The sequence below is a fragment of the Staphylococcus hsinchuensis genome (genome assembly GCF_038789205.1).
GTDB lineage: Bacteria > Bacillota > Bacilli > Staphylococcales > Staphylococcaceae > Staphylococcus > Staphylococcus hsinchuensis.
The window spans coordinates 525,124-540,973 of the sequence record NZ_CP128355.1; the positions used below are offsets into that span (position 1 = coordinate 525,124).

Consider the following 15,850-nt stretch of genomic DNA (forward strand, 5'->3'; position numbering starts at 1 on the left):
ATGTTAAAAATTGGACAATTTGAATTAAACTCTAGGTTATTATTAGGAACAGGTAAATTTGAGAATCAGGAAATACAAACTTCAGCGATTAAAGCATCAGAAACTGAAGTATTGACTTTCGCAGTACGTCGAATGAATTTATATGACAAAGACTTACCAAACCCATTAGCAGAAGTAGATTTATCAAACTTTGTCACTTTTCCAAATACGGCAGGTGCGAAATCAGCTAAAGAAGCGATTCGTATAGCTGAAATTGCAAATCATGCAGGCGTATGTGACATGATTAAAGTTGAAGTAATCGGCGATGATGAAACACTATTGCCAGACCCATTAGAAACAGTTGAAGCTTGTAAAGTATTACTAGATAAAGGTTACACAGTATGTCCTTACATTTCTAACGATGTCGTATTAGCAAAACGACTAGAAGAATTAGGCGTGCATGCAGTTATGCCACTAGCTTCACCAATTGGTACAGGAAGAGGTATCAATAACCCACTCAACCTTCGCTATATTGTTGAAAAAGTGAATGTCCCTGTAATTGTTGATGCAGGTATCGGCTCTCCTAAAGATGCTTGTCACGCTATGGAGCTCGGTGCAGATGGCATCTTACTCAACACAGCTATATCTAGTGCTAAAGACCCTGTGAAAATGGCTGAAGCAATGAAACTTGGCATCAATGCTGGTAGATTAAGTTATGAAGCGGGAAGAATTCCTGTTAAATATACAGCTCAAGCATCTAGTCCAACAGAAGGTTTAGGTTTCTTATGATTCAGAGATATAACCGTCAAGCTCGATTTCATGGCTTTGGTGAACAAGGCCAACAACAACTCGGAACTCAACATATCATGATATTGGGTGCAGGCGCATTAGGCAGTCATTGTGCTGAGATGTTAGTTCGAATGGGCGTCGGTAAATTGACGGTAGTTGATATGGATATCGTAGAAATAGATAATTTGCATCGCCAAGCCACTTATGACGAATACGATGCACAGGACATGTTACCTAAAGTGATTGCTTTGCAACAACACTTAACACAAATTAATTCAGAGGTTGAGGTAGAGGCGTTATATCAAGAGCTGATGAATACTAACATTGAAGAAATAATTGCGAATGTAAACCCAAATATAGTGATGGACGGCATGGATCATTTTAAAATACGATATTTAATCAACGAAGCATGCCACAAATTACAATTACCATGGATATACGGTGCTGCTGTAGGTAGTAAAGGTACAGTTTATGCGATAGATTATCAAGGTCCTTGTTTAAAATGCATGCTACAAACCATCCCTGAAACAGGAGAAAGTTGTGCGATTAATGGTGTATTACCACCAGCAGTTCAACAAGTTGCAAGTATGCAAGTATCAGAACTATTAAGGTGGCTCTCAGGACATGGATTTTCTAGAAAATTAATCACATTAGATTGCTTTGAATTTAATTATCGTACTTTAAATATCGACCAATTGAAAGATTCTGAATGTCCAGTATGCGCTAAAGGTAATTACGAATTATTAAACCAACGTACAGAAAATAAAATTGAAGGACGTTGTGGTGACGTCTTCTTATTTAGATTTAATAGTAATACTTTCGACCATGTAGCGTATCTCCCTACACGTGTGTTGAAAAGTAATCCATTTGCTAAAGTGATGACTTATAAAGACTATGAAATGACCTTATTTAAAGATGGGCGTATGAATGTATACGGTATACAACAAGAGGGTGAAGCTGAAGCGTTATATCATACGTTGTTAAAAAGCTTGAAATAGTTATCTAAATTGAAAAAGGAGTGGGACAGAAATCGATTTTCTAACAATGATTTCGTAGTCCCACCCCGGCTAGAATGACTAGGATTGAAAAAGCTTGATATAAGCTCAGTTTCAATTTAGTCATCTACTGCCCAGTTGAAAAAGAGTCTGAGACAACACGTGTTGTCTCAGACTCTTTTTTTAAGTTAATATTAAAATTATTTATTTTTGAGGTGTTTGTTTACTTGAGGGATAATATCATTACCGATGAGTTCGATATTTTTCATGATTTGGTCAAATGGTACGCCACCAAAGTCGATTTGAGCCATAAATCTTTGGTGGTTGTATAATTCATGTTGATATAAAATCTTTTCAACGATTTGCTGTGTACTACCAACCATTAATGCTTCTCTATGATCTGGCGATTGATCAAATTGTTGTTTTGGATAGCCGGCACCTCTAATAAATGACATTCCGACATTTAAATGAGGATAATAATTTTGGTTCTGTTGCAAAGTTGAATTTATAGTATAATTTAACAAAAAGGAGAACCCTGTATGAACTATTTCAGATATAAACAATTTAACAAAGATGTTATCACTGTAGCCGTTGGCTACTATCTAAGATATGCATTGAGTTATCGTGATATATCTGAAATATGGTTCTGTTGCAAAGTTAATTTTATAGTATAATTTTAACAAAAAAGGAGCGTTCTCTATGAATTATTTTAGATATAAGCAATTTAATAAAGATGTAATAACTGTAGCCGTCGGCTATTACTTAAGATACGCGCTTAGTTATCGTGATATATCTGAAATACTAAGAGAACGCGGCGTTAACGTTCATCATTCAACGATCTACCGTTGGGTTCAAGAATATGCTCCTATTTTGTATCAAATTTGGAAGAAAAAGCATAAAAAAGCTTATTATAAATGGCGCGTTGATGAGACATACATTAAAATAAAAGGAAAATGGTGCTATTTATATCGTGCCATTGATGCAGATGGTCATACATTGGATATTTGGTTACGTAAGAAACGAGATAATCATTCAGCATATGCGTTTATTAAGCGACTTATTAAACAATTTGGTAAACCTCAAATGATAATTACAGACCAGGCACCTTCGACGAAGGTGGCAATGTCTAAGTTGATTAAAGATTTTAAACTTAATCCCGACTGTCATTGTACATCTAAATATCTTAATAACCTCATTGAGCAGGATCACCGTCATATTAAAGTGAGAAAGACGAGATATCAAAGCGTCAATACGGCAAAGAATACACTCAAAGGTATTGAATGTATTTATGGTCTATATAAAAAGAACCGTAGGTCTCTTCAGATCTACGGATTTTCGCCGTGCTACGAAATTAATCACATGTTGGCCAGTTAAGGGAATACTACCATGTTAAAATGATAATTAGTTATATTTTTTCTGACTTTGCAACAGAACCTGAAATGTTAAGGGAACGTGGTGTAAACGTTCATCATTCAACGGTCTACCGTTGGGTTCAAGAATATGCTCCAATTTTATATCAAATTTGGAAGAAAAAGCATAAAAAAGCTTATTACAAATGGCGTATTGATGAGACGTACATCAAAATAAAAGGAAAATGGAACTATTTATATCGTGCCATTGATGCAGAGGGACATACATTAGATATTTGGTTGCGTAAGCAACGAGATAATCATTCGGCATATGCATTTATCAAACGTCTCATTAAACAATTTGGTAAACCTCAAAAGGTAATTACAGATCAGGCACCTTCAACGAAGGTAGCAATGGCTAAAGTCATTAAAGCTTTTAAACTTAAACCTGACTGTCATTATACATCGAAATATCTGAATAATCTCATTGAGCAAGATCACCGTCATATTAAAGTAAGAAAGACAAGATATCAAAGTATCAATACGGCAAAGAATACTTTAAAAGGTATTGAATGTATTTACGCTCTATATAAAAAGAACCGCAGGTCTCTTCAGATCTACGGATTTTCGCCATGCCACGAAATTAGCATCATGCTAGCAAGTTAAACGAACACTGACATGATATATTAGTGGTTAGCTATATTTTTTTACTTTGCAACAGAACCTTTAAAATTTATTCCTTTTAACCCCTCAATACAATCAGAGTTAAGTTTAATTTGGAAAAAAGACAAACCATTGTCAGAAGCGTCAAAGGTGTTTTTAGAAGAAATGAAATATTTTTTATTAAATGAATAATGGTAATTTGGATGTTCAACTAAGTAGGGAGAGTCATGTGATGAAAGCTTTAAACATTATTTTAAATATTATATTTATTGGCATATTGATTTACGGTGTGATTATGATGATTAGTGATTTATTAGGGTATGTGGAATTTGATGGTCAAATACTCATCATCGGTATAGCTATGATTGCTTTAAGTGAATTAATCAAACACAAAACCACTGAGATGATACTACTCATGTTAGGGACGTTATTGATAATTTTTGGATAAATTGTGAAAAGGTTTTGAAAAACCCCCAAAAAGATTTTTCTATCTTTTGGGGGCTTATTTGTATTGAAAATATATTTATATTTTAACTGTATGTTGTGCTGACTGCGTTTTTGATTGAGTTACATTTTTATATGTCCATTTGCGCCATAACTTTTCAAGAGGTCCTTGTTTAAAGTGTTTTAACCAATAGTGTGAGAGTAATACATTAATTACGATAATGATGATTGAAACAAAAATGCCTACTTTTGGTGTGAGATATCCAAATATTCTTAACGTAATAATGATAAGTAAGCCTTGTAATATAAAGTTAGTAAAGGCCATTTTTCCTATTTTTTCAAATGGAGTAAATACTTTTTTCATAAATGATGATTGGAATACAAGGAATAGAATCATTAAATAACCAATTGCTTGGAAAGGTTCTGCTAGACCATGTGCAAGCTTGCCACTTATTGTGCCAGTATAGTATAAAGTTAAACAAATTATGACAGGTATGCATGCGATAAGTAAAGTCGTATATAAGAAGTAGTAATGACGCTTAAGATTGTAAATGATTTTACTTTCGCTTAAATATAATCCGAATAACATTAGGAAGAATAAAGTTAATGTCATACTAGGCGTATTACCATTATGAATAATTAGATTTATAAGAGAAAAAATTAATGGAATAAATGATATTGCTAATATAACCCAAGGTTTCTTAATTTTAGTTGCAAACATTACAAAGAATCCTACGAAAGCGTATTGTAAGAAAGGCATACCTAAAATCATACAAGGAATACCAACGACAAATAAAAAGATTAAACGTCTAAACATTAATTTATAAGGCGGTCTTTCTTTGAACTTTGCATTATCTATAAAAATGCCTATACCAATACCAAATAAAATAGTGAAGACGCTAATGAATTTTCCTCTAATAACAATAGAATAAATCGATTCAATAACCTTATCAACGTTTGTAAAATTGTGTGTATCTGATGGAACGGGTGTCATATATTGCATATTCACGAAAAGTACAGCACATATAGCAAGGCCTCGTATAATATCAAGGGACGTAATACGCAGTTGCATAGTAATTACTCCTTTCCTGTTCAATTTCTCTACAATATTCATTGTAAATCTATACAAAAAAGAAGTAATTTGAATCAAGTGACAATTTCGGCTATCAACTTACAAAATTGTCATGTTGAAATAGAAATTTGATGTTATTTAAAAAATTAACTCAAAAAGACTTTTAAATATAAGAATACTGATTATTAAAATAATGATACTAGAGCATTTATTGATGAGAACGATATATTTACCAGACTTATCTATATGACCAATTTTTTTACCAACGATAGCTAAAAAGAGAAACCAAATCCATGAAACTGAAATAGTCGTTAAACTAAAGAAGATTTTGTCCCATCCATCGTAAATATTAGCATTTGTTCCAATAACACCAATTGTATCCATAATTGCATGAGGATTAAGTAAAGATACAGATAAAGCAAAACTGACTTGTTTTTTAGCACTCATCGAATTGTAGGTATTGAAAGTACTAGGTTTTTCATGCCATAAACTCCAAGCCATATACATTAAAAATATGAGTCCAATAATGTAAATCATAATTTGTAAAATAGGCATGGAGATGATTATGAGAGAAACGCCTAATATTGCTAAAGTGATTAAAAATGTATCGCAAAGTCCTGCTGCAATAATAACTGGTAATGTTTTGAAAAGACTTTTATGGTTTGCTGCTTGGTTAAATATAAATACATTTTGAGCACCTAAAGGTAAAATTAAACCTAAGGATAACAAAAATCCATGAATAATAGATTGCATAAATGCCACACCTTTGTAATTTTATGATAAATCTAACGATTTAATTTGTTGCGATAGTTGTATGATATAATAAAAACAAATTTTTAAAACCTACCAGTATTGAAATAAAATACCAACCAGATTGGATGATTTTATGACTGAGTTCAAATATAAAAAGATAGTGGATGATGTGATACAACAAATAAATGATGGTTTGTTGAAACCTGGAGATAAATTACAGTCTCAACGTGAAATAGCCAACCAATACCACGTGAATAGATCAACTGTAGTTCAGGCGTTAGATATTTTAAAAAGTTATGGGATATTAGATTCATTTGAAAAAAGAGGAATATTTGTTTCAGAGAATAAATGGCACGTGTATATGACAAGTAATATACGATGGCAAGACTTTATTGGAAATAGTATTTCTAAAAATAATCATTATTACATACAAAAGATTAATGAATTAGAATTTGATAATAATATAATTCGGGTTGGTACGGGAGAGTTAGGGCCAGATATGATTCCTAATGATAAATTTGCAGATATAGTTAAATCTGCTGGTACGGAGTTATCAACTAATTATGAAGAACCTAAAGGAAATTTATTATTAAGACAGCAAATAGTTAAGTATATGAAGAGGAAGAATGTTGAGTGTGAAACAGATAATATTTGTATTACTTCCGGAGCATTACAGGCATTAAAATTAATAGCTGACGGATTATTAGTACCACAATCTAAAATAATAATTGAAACACCTTCTTATATTAATTCAGTTCGTACATGGCACAATATTAGAGCTAATATTATTCCTTTTAAAATAGAAGACATTAAGCGAAATATTAATAATCTATTTAAAGTAAACAGCGATTATAATAATAGTATTTTTTACTGTATTCCAACTTTACATAACCCTACGCAAAATACATATACAAAAAGTGAAAAACAAAAAATAATAGATCAATGTAATGTAAGAGGCATACCAATAGTTGAAGATGACATTTATGCGGATTTAATGTTTGATAGTCGAGAAACAATGCCAATGAAATCTTTAGAAAATAGTAATAATGTTTTATATTTAGGGAGTTTATCAAAAACGGTAAGCCCTGGTTTAAGAATTGGATGGATAGTTGCTGATAAAAAGGTGATTAGACATTTATCAGATTTGAAAATGCAAAATGATTATGGTGCGAGTTCTATTTCTCAGTACATTGCGAAAGAATGGTTGGAAAAATATCACGTAAATCATATTGAAAATTTAAATAAACAGTTAGAAAGTAAACGAGATGAATTTATACGATGTTTAAACAAATATTTATCATCTTTTGGTACATGGAAAGTGCCTGAAGGGTCTTTTTACATTTGGTTTGAATTAGATAGTAGAGTCAATGTTAAACAGCTATTTAATCATGCACTAAATGAAAATATACTCATACAGCCAGGAGAAATATATGACCAAGAAGCGGCCAACCACATACGTTTTTCATATTCATATATTAAAAGAGATGAAATAGATTCAACTTTACAAAAATTAAGTGCTATTATCGAAAGGCTTATTTAATATACGCATTTGACATCTAATGAATTTAGCTATAACATTTAAGTAGTTACTTAAATGATTAAATGAGTAGTAGAAAGGTGTGTTTTATGAGGGATGTATTTAAAGCTTTGTCGGACCAGACTAGACGGGACATATTAGAAATGCTTAAAGATAAGAAGTTAACGGCGAGTGAAATTTCAAGTCATTTTGATATGAGTCAAGCGAGCGTATCTCAGCATTTGAAGATTTTGAAGTATAATGACCTAATTTATTCTGAGAGACAAGGTAAGTATATTTATTATCATTTGAATTTATCAGTATTTGAGGAAGTCATAAAGTGGATTACGCAATTTCATAAATAAAAAGGGGACATTGTATGAAAACACTTTTAAAAGAAACAAAGTTTACGTGGTCGATTATTGTATTGCACATTTTAACATGGTTATGTACATTACCATTTTTAAGAAAAGAGATACCTATGCAATATAGTTCAAATGGTGACGTTAATTGGTCAACGCACAAAGTATTAGCAGCGTTGTTTATGATTGGCCTAGCTATAGTGATATACTTTATTTCTAATATAAAATTGTTGAAAGATCATAAGCAACGAGCATATTCGCATACGTATCGTTTAAATAGCCTTCTGAATTCAATAATTCAACTGTTTGTATATATCATAAGTTTAATGATGATTTTAAAAGCATTTGGTTATAATATTTCTCCTCAATTTGTGACACCTATCATCGTAGGGATATTATTAATCGTCGTAGGTAATTATCTTCCCAAAGTTCCCAAAAACAACACGGTAGGTATAAGTAATAAATGGACAAGAAGTAGTGAAATGATTTGGAAAAAGACACACAGATTTACTTCACGTGTTTACTTAATTTGTGGAGTGATTTTAATATTACTCAGTATCTTTCATTTAATTAATACTACTGCCACAATAATTCTCATTATTATATTAGTGTTAATACCTGCACTTTATTCATTTATAAAGTATCGTAGTATAGCTGAAAATTAAAACGTTAACGAATGAACCACCTGAAAGTATTTAACTTACAGGTGGTTTTTAGTATGTCATATTATTTTTGTTGTTGCTTATTAATCATTACTTGAATATATAATCCAATCCATAACGTCACTGGATATGGTGTCGCTTCTTCAGTTAGCTTAATGTTATGCGTTTCACCTTTACGATTCGTAAAGCTATTTGTACTTAAATCCCATATCGAGCGATTAGATTTTAATATTTTTAGTTTATCTTCATTTGTTATTGTTGTTGAAGTAGAAAAGTAAGCATTGTGAAATTTGTATGTATGATGCTTATCTTTGAAGACAAAAGGTGTTTGTTGTTTAATTCCACCCTTAATTAGTCTTTCCATTTCAAGTGTCCCAATTTCTTTATCGTTTAAAAAGACTTGGTAATAAGGACGGATTTGGTATAATTTTGTTCTTTTTAATATGACTTTATTATTCATAGAAGTTACTTTAACACCTGTTGCAGAAATAAAGTTATAGTCACTTAACCATTTTAAAAAGTTATTATTAAAATAAGGTTTCCAAAGACCATCTTCTAACCCATGTATTTTAATATGCATATCACCAAATAAATAAAAAGGTGCTTGGTAAAAATATTCATTTTTACGTAAATAAGGGCTTTCCTCTTTCTCTGAAACTTCCTTTTTGAATTTATTTAAATTGTGTTTTCTAATATAAATTGCTGCAACTAAACAAATAATACTAGCTATCCAAAAAATTAAAACTACCATTGGATCAAAAACAGCTTTAAATAAACCGAATAAACTCCCGATCATTAAAATCGTAAAAAATAATGCATCTAAAAATAATATTAATATAGTCATTTTATCCCTCATTATTAAATTACTTATTTTTACCGTAACATATATTATTTTTAATAAGTGGTTTTTCTCTAAAATTGTTAACGTTTTCTTTATTTTAATTAACGCATAAGCGTTAGTGTGATAACCTTAAATTATTATGTCATTATTATATAAATTCAACTGCTTTGTTTTGCGCTTTTAAAATTAAAATTAATGCATTAATCATACCGTTGGAATTTATAATAATAGATGAATAAATATAATTTTATAAAAATAATCATAAGGACTTAAGGAGGAAACAGCTTGCTTAGCGTTACATTACATGAGTTGAAGAAACAGATGAAGAGCATTAAATCAATAATTGTTGTGTTCATCATCTTTGCAGTAACAGTTGGAGTGGCAGCGGGTGTGAAGAGATATGCTGCATTTATCGATATGCAGCCAGGCAATGATGTTTATACGACAGGGTTGATGTTAACCATATTGTTTGCAGGCCCATTATTTACTTTGTCATTGTCACATAACATTATTAATGAAGAAATGAAAACGAGAACGATACGCTTTATTGCTACGAAGACAAGTAGGACGAATATCATCATTGGTAAATATTTAAGTATTGTCATATTTTGGTTTATTTGTTTGTTAGTTTCTTTATTATTAATTATGATTTTTGCGCATCAGTTCTATTTTGTAAGAGGGTTTTCGTTATTTTCATTTGTTACATACTTTATCGGTTTAACAATTCTACTTTCAACATTGATAAAGAACCCATTAGTTACTAATTTGTTAGGTATATTTTTATCGATTATGTTTACAGTAGTTGGTATATGGTCAGCGGTATCCCACAATATCTTGCTAAAAATAATTAGTTTCATTACACCGTATCATTATCTTTTTTACGAAAATACTTCCCTATTTGCAGTCGGGCCAATTTTAATATCAATTATATTCGTCATTATTAGTATCTTAGTTATGAGAAAGAGGGATTTATAATGAATGCAATTGAAACTAAAGATTTGGAAAAAGTGTATGGAACGAATTCAGTTGTTAACAAGGTAAATTTAAACGTTGAAAAAGGTATAATTTTTGGATTTTTAGGGAAAAACGGAGCAGGGAAATCAACATTTATTAATATGCTTACTGGTTTAACTCAACCTACAAGCGGGACGTATCAACTTGCTTCACGCAAGGAAAAAGTAGGCGTACTACCTGATTATTCGACATTATATGACGATATGACAGCACTGGACCATTTGAAATATTTCAATAAATTATTAAAAGCTGAAATGCAAAATGACCAATTAGTTCAATTATTAAAGGACGTTGGCCTGAATGATGCGATTCATTTAAAAGCGAAAAAATATTCATTTGGTATGAAGAAAAAGTTAGCATTTGCACAAGCGATGTTGAATAATCCAGAAATTGTATTCTTAGACGAGCCTACGTCTGGTGTTGATGCAAATTCAATTTTGACGATTCATGATTTAATGAAAAAACTTGCAAGGCAAGGTACTACAGTATTCTTCACCTCACATAACCTCGATGAAGTCGAAAAGCTAAGTGATAAAATCGCAATCATGGATCAAGGACGTATTAAAGTTCAAGGAGATATGGAATATTTAAAGTCTTCAATAGAACAAGACATTAAAGTAGATGTTAAGTTCATGAATGATTCAACGTTGGATACAGCTGGTATTGAACAGAAATTGAGTGAGTTTGTGACGGAATGCCATTGGAAACCGCATCGACTCCAAGCAACATTAAAATCTAAACAGGACGTCTCAACAATCAATAAAATACTTGTCCTCAATGATGTGGAAGTATACGCGATTGATTTACACGAACCAAGTTTAGAAGAAATATTCATTAAAACAGGTCAAACATCGCAATAAATTTTACACTATACGTATGTAATTAAATACTAAAAATATGTTGATTTTACCTCGAAAAATTCTACATATATACATCGTGTTGCAAAAATGTTTTTACATCAATAAAAACAAAATACTATAACACAAGGTTTTCTTTTGCATTTTTATCATAAAAAACAACAAAAGTTGGTCATTTTTTAAAATGTGTTGCATTTTTCAACACATTAAAAAAAGTAATGGTGTAATGATGAAAAAATAGTTGATATATTAATTGATGTAATTTACATGACACGTTCAATAACTAATTAATAGATACGTGCCCGATGTGAAAATAGAAAAATAGGAGGGAAAATATTGGCAAAACTTTTATACAAACTAGGGAAAGTTATAGCTAATCATAAGTGGTTTAGTGTCATTGCATGGTTAATATTACTACTCGTGATTATCCTACCATTAATGAGCCATGCTCCTAAATTTAATAGTGATATCACTATGAATGGCTTAAAATCACTAGATACGAACGATAAGATGAGTAAGGAATTCCATCAGGATAGTCAGAAGGCAGCGATGAAAGTCGTCTTCCATTCACATAAACATGATGGCATTAAAGATAAAGATACGAAGAAAGATATTGAAGATGCATTAGATAACATTAAACAAAAAGATGATTACGTATTAAACGTGTCAGATCCATATAAAGATGGTCAAATTGATAAAGGTGGCGACACTGCAATTGCTACAGTGAATTACGTTACGCCACAAACATCATTACAAGATTCATCTAAAAAAATCATTGATGATGAAATTCAAGATATAAAAGCAGACCATAATCTTGAAATAGAAAAAGCAAGTGCATCTGCGATGAAGTCAGATGTTGGCGGTAATTCAGAAATGATTGGTATTGTGGTAGCATTTATCATTCTACTAATCACGTTTGGTTCGCTAATTGCAGCAGGTATGCCAATCGTAAGTGCCATCATTGGATTAGGTTCTAGTGTTGGTATCATCTCACTACTCACATTGGTATTTGATATTCCAAATGTAACTTTAACCTTAGCAGTTATGATTGGTTTAGCAGTCGGTATCGACTACTCGCTCTTTATATTATTCAGATATAAAGAAAATGTGAAAAAAGGCATCCAACCTATTGAAGCAATTGCCTTAGCTGTTGGTACTGCAGGTAGTGCAGTAATCTTCGCAGGTACTACAGTTATCATGGCCGTTTGTGGTTTATCCCTTGTAGGCATTGATTTCTTAGCAACGATGGGCTTTGCTTCAGCATTGAGTGTGTTATTCGCTGTATTTTCAGCTTTAACATTATTACCTGCGTTAATCTCAATTTTCCATAAACAAATTAAAATTAAAGATAGAAAGAAAAATAAAGCCGTTGAAAAGAAAGATAATCCTTGGGCTAAATTTGTAGTTGGTAAACCATGGATTGCAGCGATTTTAAGTATATTTATTTTAGCATTAGCAATTATACCAATTAGTCAAATGAGATTAGGTATGCCAGATAATGGAATTAAACCAGATGGTTCACCTGAGCATAAAACATATCAACTGATTTCAGATAATTTCGGTGCTGGTCATAACGGCCAAATTGTAATGCTTGTAAATACTAAAGATGGTGGCAACGAAAAATCAATTAATAATGATTTAAATAATATTCGTCATGATATTCAAGATTTAGATCATGTTGATTCAGTAGCAAAACCAAAACTAAATGGTAATAATCATTATGCATTGATTGCAATTACTCCAGAAGAAGGGCCAAACGCGAAATCAACAACAGATTTAACTTATGAACTACGTGATTATCATGACCAAGCGCAACAAGATTACCACTTCGATACAGAAATCACAGGTCAAAGCGTAATCAACATCGATATGTCAGAAAAACTTAACGGTGCCATTCCAGTATTCGCAGGTGTCATCGTAGCATTAGCCTTTGTATTATTGATGATTGTATTCCGTTCAATCATAGTTCCGTTGAAAGCAGTACTCGGTTTCGTACTTACGTTACTAGCGACATTAGGCTTCACAACATTAGTTATGCAACAAGGTTTCTTAGGCGGTCTCTTTGGCGTTGATAACACAGGTCCAGTACTCGCATTCTTACCTGTTATAGTAATTGGATTGCTCTTCGGTTTAGCGATCGACTATGAATTGTTCTTAATGACACGTGTGCATGAAGAGTACAGTAAGACAGGTGATAACGATTATGCAATTCGCACAGGTATTAAACAAAGTGGTCCTGTCATAGTAGCTGCAGCATTAATCATGTTCAGTGTATTTATCGCCTTTGTATTCCAAGATGATACAACAATTAAATCTATGGGATTAGCGCTTGCGTTCGGTGTATTATTTGATGCATTTATCGTAAGAATGACTTTAATCCCAGCATTAACAAAAATGTTCGGTAACGCTTCTTGGTATTTACCAAAATGGTTAGCAGCGATTATTCCAAATGTAGATGTTGAAGGTAAGGCATTAGAATCAGATAATAATAATGATGATGATGACCATACACACACAGATCATAGCGTTGATAGTCATTCTGAAAATGATAAATCTAATAATGAAAATTACATGCATTTTTCAAAGTTTAATGACGATACACATCATGGAGATGCTCATAAAATAAGAGAACTGAAAACAACAAATTTATACCAAACGTTAGTATGGAAAACAGATGATCATAATATTCTATACAATGCATTGATGCTCTATGCAAAAGCACATCACAAAGAAGTATACGATGAATATCATGAAGATGAGTATTACATGAATGACCACCATGATGACGCTCATGACGATAATAAACATTAAAAAGGAGGGAATCGTGAATGTTCAAACACAGAAGTTTAAAAATACTGGGTTTGATTGCCACACTTGCCTTAGCCATTGTGCTAAGTGCATGTGGTAATGGATCTTCTAGTCAGAAAAAACCTTCTCTTGGTAACAAAGATATAGAGATTCCATATGTGGCGACAGATAATTCTGCAGCCCGTTCCTTAGTTATTGCAGAAGTATTGAAAAAAGCAGGCTATGATGTGACGACAACACCTGTACAAGCAAGTGGTCCATTATATGCTGACGTTTCAGGCAATAAAGATGCTTTTCATGCTTCAGGGATCTTCCCAACAGTTGATAAATCATACTACGATAAGTTCAAGAGTAAGATAACTAAGTATGATAAACACAGCTTTGTAGATGATGTGAAAGTTGGTTTAGCTGTACCACAATATGCACAAAATATTAATTCTATCAGTGACTTAAAAGACAACGAACAATTTGGTAAAGCTGTAAATCACAAAATTCAAGGAACTGATGCAAGAAACGGTGTGATGAAGGCTACGAAAGATGAAATTGGTTCGGGCGATCTAAAAGACTATGAACTTAATGAATCTTCAGACCAAGCACAGTTCAAACAACTTCAAAAAGCACATCAAGCACAACAACCAATTCTATTCACAGCTATGGAACCGAGTTGGATTGCTAAAGAGCTGAAATTCAAAATGCTAGATGACCCTAATAAAATTTATGGTGATGATAACCAACATATTAATCTAGTATTTAATAAAGACTTTGAAAAAACACATCCAGCTGCATATCAAATTGGAACACGTATGTCAGATGATTGGAGTCATTCAGACGAAGAAACAATAGCTAAGAAAATGTTCGTCGATCGAAAAAATCCTGAAGATGTAGCGAAAGACTACGTGGATAACAATGAAAATAAAGTAGATGACTGGATTAAAGATATTAAAAAATAGTTGATAAAGATGCTGTTATATTTTTCATATAAATAAAACCTCCAAAGTTAATAAATAAAATTGTTAAATTCTCCAGACGACTGGGACATTATCGTAAAGATATGTCCCAGTTTTTTATAAAAGTATACGCTAAAATATAATGTGCGCTATTACATTTTGGAAAAATACGAATAATTGTGGTACCTTAAATTTATTGAAATTTATAGTTCGAGAAAATGTAGGCGTTAATGAGGAGTGTTGGAATGGAAACTTCTGCACAAAAAAGAACCGTCAGACATATTATTAGTACATCTTATCAACTATTAGAACATCATTACTTTGATAGCATTACCGTACAACAAATATGTCAGGAAGCGGAAATCAATCGAAGTACCTTTTACCGTTATTTTGAAGATAAAAATGATTTATTGTACCATATTATGCAATATATTGGAGAATTACTATTTGGTACCAAACATATACATCAAAAGCGAAACGCGATTGAGAGTTTATTTCATTACATTGATGATCACCGAAGTACATTCAGACATTTATTACTTTCTTCCAAACAAGAGGATGTCTTCCGTGACTTCCAACAAATTATTAGCAATGAAATGTTTGAAGGGGCTTTTGCTAAAACGGATTGCGAAGAACACGAAGATGAACTTGCCGCTCATATTCGTGAGTCACGATTCCCGCATTTAATTTGTGATGTAAAGAGTATGATGTTAGTTGAAGTATTGCGTCAATGGTTAGTCCATAAATATGAATTTACACCGAAAGAACTCATAAAATTTATAGAAGAAGAATTATAGAT

At 32.0% G+C, this 15,850-nt stretch carries 17 protein-coding genes and 1 pseudogene; 14 read left to right on the top strand and 4 right to left on the bottom strand.

Annotated elements, in window-relative coordinates; genetic code table 11:
* Both QQM35_RS02635 and QQM35_RS02640 read left to right on the top strand, forming a co-directional pair.
* Nucleotides 1-768 carry a thiazole synthase gene (locus QQM35_RS02635; RefSeq protein WP_251517125.1) on the top strand — a complete coding sequence of 256 codons (768 nt, stop codon included), beginning with the start codon at nucleotides 1-3 and terminating at the stop codon, nucleotides 766-768.
* A complete protein-coding gene (locus QQM35_RS02640; RefSeq protein WP_342610478.1) occupies nucleotides 765-1,766 on the top strand; it encodes a ThiF family adenylyltransferase in 1,002 nt (333 codons plus the stop codon). Before QQM35_RS02635 ends, QQM35_RS02640 begins: the two co-directional genes overlap by 4 nt.
* A 197-nt stretch (nucleotides 1,767-1,963) precedes the next feature.
* Here QQM35_RS02640 and QQM35_RS02645 read toward each other — a convergent pair.
* A pseudogene (locus QQM35_RS02645) lies at nucleotides 1,964-2,242 on the bottom strand (LLM class flavin-dependent oxidoreductase); the annotation flags it as partial.
* A 60-nt stretch (nucleotides 2,243-2,302) separates the two neighbouring features.
* Between QQM35_RS02645 and QQM35_RS02650 the strand changes: the two are divergent.
* The 4 genes from QQM35_RS02650 (at nucleotide 2,303) to QQM35_RS02665 (ending at nucleotide 4,223) form a co-directional block, all read left to right on the top strand.
* On the top strand, nucleotides 2,303-2,437 hold the full coding sequence (locus tag QQM35_RS02650; protein WP_425356336.1) for a hypothetical protein: 135 nt from the start codon (nucleotides 2,303-2,305) through the stop codon (nucleotides 2,435-2,437).
* A 25-nt stretch (nucleotides 2,438-2,462) separates the two neighbouring features.
* Nucleotides 2,463-3,137, top strand: coding sequence for an IS6 family transposase (locus QQM35_RS02655; RefSeq protein WP_002512555.1), 675 nt, complete (start codon nucleotides 2,463-2,465; stop codon nucleotides 3,135-3,137).
* A gap of 20 nt (nucleotides 3,138-3,157) precedes the next feature.
* A complete protein-coding gene (locus QQM35_RS02660) occupies nucleotides 3,158-3,778 on the top strand; it encodes an IS6 family transposase (protein WP_342610479.1) in 621 nt (206 codons plus the stop codon).
* Nucleotides 3,779-4,007: 229 nt separating this feature from the next.
* The gene (locus QQM35_RS02665) at nucleotides 4,008-4,223 is read left to right on the top strand and encodes a hypothetical protein (protein WP_251521879.1); all 216 of its coding nucleotides are present in this window, start codon (nucleotides 4,008-4,010) and stop codon (nucleotides 4,221-4,223) included.
* 75 nt (nucleotides 4,224-4,298) lie between these two features.
* On the opposite strand, the gene QQM35_RS02670 is transcribed toward QQM35_RS02665, so the two are convergent.
* Nucleotides 4,299-5,291 carry a DUF418 domain-containing protein gene (locus tag QQM35_RS02670; protein ID WP_342610480.1) on the bottom strand — a complete coding sequence of 331 codons (993 nt, stop codon included), beginning with the start codon at nucleotides 5,289-5,291 and terminating at the stop codon, nucleotides 4,299-4,301.
* 138 nt (nucleotides 5,292-5,429) lie between these two features.
* Nucleotides 5,430-6,044, bottom strand: coding sequence for a LysE/ArgO family amino acid transporter (locus tag QQM35_RS02675; protein WP_251521883.1), 615 nt, complete (start codon nucleotides 6,042-6,044; stop codon nucleotides 5,430-5,432).
* 133 nt (nucleotides 6,045-6,177) lie between these two features.
* On the opposite strand from QQM35_RS02675, the gene QQM35_RS02680 reads away from it, so the two are divergent.
* The 3 genes from QQM35_RS02680 to QQM35_RS02690 all read left to right on the top strand — a co-directional run bounded on the left by QQM35_RS02680 (nucleotide 6,178) and on the right by QQM35_RS02690 (nucleotide 8,587).
* The gene (locus tag QQM35_RS02680) at nucleotides 6,178-7,584 is read left to right on the top strand and encodes a PLP-dependent aminotransferase family protein (protein ID WP_251521885.1); all 1,407 of its coding nucleotides are present in this window, start codon (nucleotides 6,178-6,180) and stop codon (nucleotides 7,582-7,584) included.
* An 86-nt stretch (nucleotides 7,585-7,670) separates the two neighbouring features.
* On the top strand, nucleotides 7,671-7,925 hold the full coding sequence (locus QQM35_RS02685; RefSeq protein WP_251521887.1) for an autorepressor SdpR family transcription factor: 255 nt from the start codon (nucleotides 7,671-7,673) through the stop codon (nucleotides 7,923-7,925).
* Between the two features lie 14 nt (nucleotides 7,926-7,939).
* The gene (locus tag QQM35_RS02690; RefSeq protein ID WP_251521888.1) at nucleotides 7,940-8,587 is read left to right on the top strand and encodes an SdpI family protein; all 648 of its coding nucleotides are present in this window, start codon (nucleotides 7,940-7,942) and stop codon (nucleotides 8,585-8,587) included.
* 61 nt (nucleotides 8,588-8,648) lie between these two features.
* On the opposite strand, the gene QQM35_RS02695 is transcribed toward QQM35_RS02690, so the two are convergent.
* Nucleotides 8,649-9,428, bottom strand: a complete 780-nt coding sequence (locus QQM35_RS02695; protein ID WP_251521890.1) for a hypothetical protein — start codon at nucleotides 9,426-9,428, stop codon at nucleotides 8,649-8,651.
* Nucleotides 9,429-9,710: 282 nt separating this feature from the next.
* Here QQM35_RS02695 and QQM35_RS02700 point away from each other — a divergent pair, with 282 nt between their 5' ends.
* The 5 genes from QQM35_RS02700 to QQM35_RS02720 all read left to right on the top strand — a co-directional run bounded on the left by QQM35_RS02700 (nucleotide 9,711) and on the right by QQM35_RS02720 (nucleotide 15,848).
* Nucleotides 9,711-10,400, top strand: coding sequence for an ABC transporter permease (locus QQM35_RS02700; protein ID WP_251521892.1), 690 nt, complete (start codon nucleotides 9,711-9,713; stop codon nucleotides 10,398-10,400).
* Nucleotides 10,400-11,299, top strand: coding sequence for an ABC transporter ATP-binding protein (locus QQM35_RS02705; RefSeq protein WP_251521895.1), 900 nt, complete (start codon nucleotides 10,400-10,402; stop codon nucleotides 11,297-11,299). Before QQM35_RS02700 ends, QQM35_RS02705 begins: the two co-directional genes overlap by 1 nt.
* 333 nt (nucleotides 11,300-11,632) lie before the next feature.
* A complete protein-coding gene (locus QQM35_RS02710; RefSeq protein WP_342610481.1) occupies nucleotides 11,633-14,107 on the top strand; it encodes an MMPL family transporter in 2,475 nt (824 codons plus the stop codon).
* A gap of 17 nt (nucleotides 14,108-14,124) precedes the next feature.
* Nucleotides 14,125-15,054 (top strand): glycine betaine ABC transporter substrate-binding protein, encoded by a 930-nt coding sequence (locus QQM35_RS02715; RefSeq protein ID WP_251521899.1) that lies wholly within the window; start codon nucleotides 14,125-14,127, stop codon nucleotides 15,052-15,054.
* 242 nt (nucleotides 15,055-15,296) lie between these two features.
* The gene (locus QQM35_RS02720; protein WP_251521901.1) at nucleotides 15,297-15,848 is read left to right on the top strand and encodes a TetR/AcrR family transcriptional regulator; all 552 of its coding nucleotides are present in this window, start codon (nucleotides 15,297-15,299) and stop codon (nucleotides 15,846-15,848) included.
* Nucleotides 15,849-15,850: the final 2 nt, after the last annotated feature.

Coding starts and splice junctions, on each gene's coding strand:
- QQM35_RS02715 (WP_251521899.1), top strand. CDS start 14,125: ATGTTCAAACACAGAAGTTTAAAAATACTGGGTTTGATTGCCACACTT.
- QQM35_RS02690 (WP_251521888.1), top strand. CDS start 7,940: ATGAAAACACTTTTAAAAGAAACAAAGTTTACGTGGTCGATTATTGTA.
- QQM35_RS02650 (WP_425356336.1), top strand. CDS start 2,303: ATGAACTATTTCAGATATAAACAATTTAACAAAGATGTTATCACTGTA.
- QQM35_RS02720 (WP_251521901.1), top strand. CDS start 15,297: ATGGAAACTTCTGCACAAAAAAGAACCGTCAGACATATTATTAGTACA.
- QQM35_RS02675 (WP_251521883.1), bottom strand. CDS start 6,044: ATGCAATCTATTATTCATGGATTTTTGTTATCCTTAGGTTTAATTTTA.
- QQM35_RS02665 (WP_251521879.1), top strand. CDS start 4,008: ATGAAAGCTTTAAACATTATTTTAAATATTATATTTATTGGCATATTG.
- QQM35_RS02635 (WP_251517125.1), top strand. CDS start 1: ATGTTAAAAATTGGACAATTTGAATTAAACTCTAGGTTATTATTAGGA.
- QQM35_RS02670 (WP_342610480.1), bottom strand. CDS start 5,291: ATGCAACTGCGTATTACGTCCCTTGATATTATACGAGGCCTTGCTATA.
- QQM35_RS02660 (WP_342610479.1), top strand. CDS start 3,158: ATGATAATTAGTTATATTTTTTCTGACTTTGCAACAGAACCTGAAATG.
- QQM35_RS02695 (WP_251521890.1), bottom strand. CDS start 9,428: ATGACTATATTAATATTATTTTTAGATGCATTATTTTTTACGATTTTA.
- QQM35_RS02680 (WP_251521885.1), top strand. CDS start 6,178: ATGACTGAGTTCAAATATAAAAAGATAGTGGATGATGTGATACAACAA.
- QQM35_RS02640 (WP_342610478.1), top strand. CDS start 765: ATGATTCAGAGATATAACCGTCAAGCTCGATTTCATGGCTTTGGTGAA.
- QQM35_RS02685 (WP_251521887.1), top strand. CDS start 7,671: ATGAGGGATGTATTTAAAGCTTTGTCGGACCAGACTAGACGGGACATA.
- QQM35_RS02655 (WP_002512555.1), top strand. CDS start 2,463: ATGAATTATTTTAGATATAAGCAATTTAATAAAGATGTAATAACTGTA.
- QQM35_RS02705 (WP_251521895.1), top strand. CDS start 10,400: ATGAATGCAATTGAAACTAAAGATTTGGAAAAAGTGTATGGAACGAAT.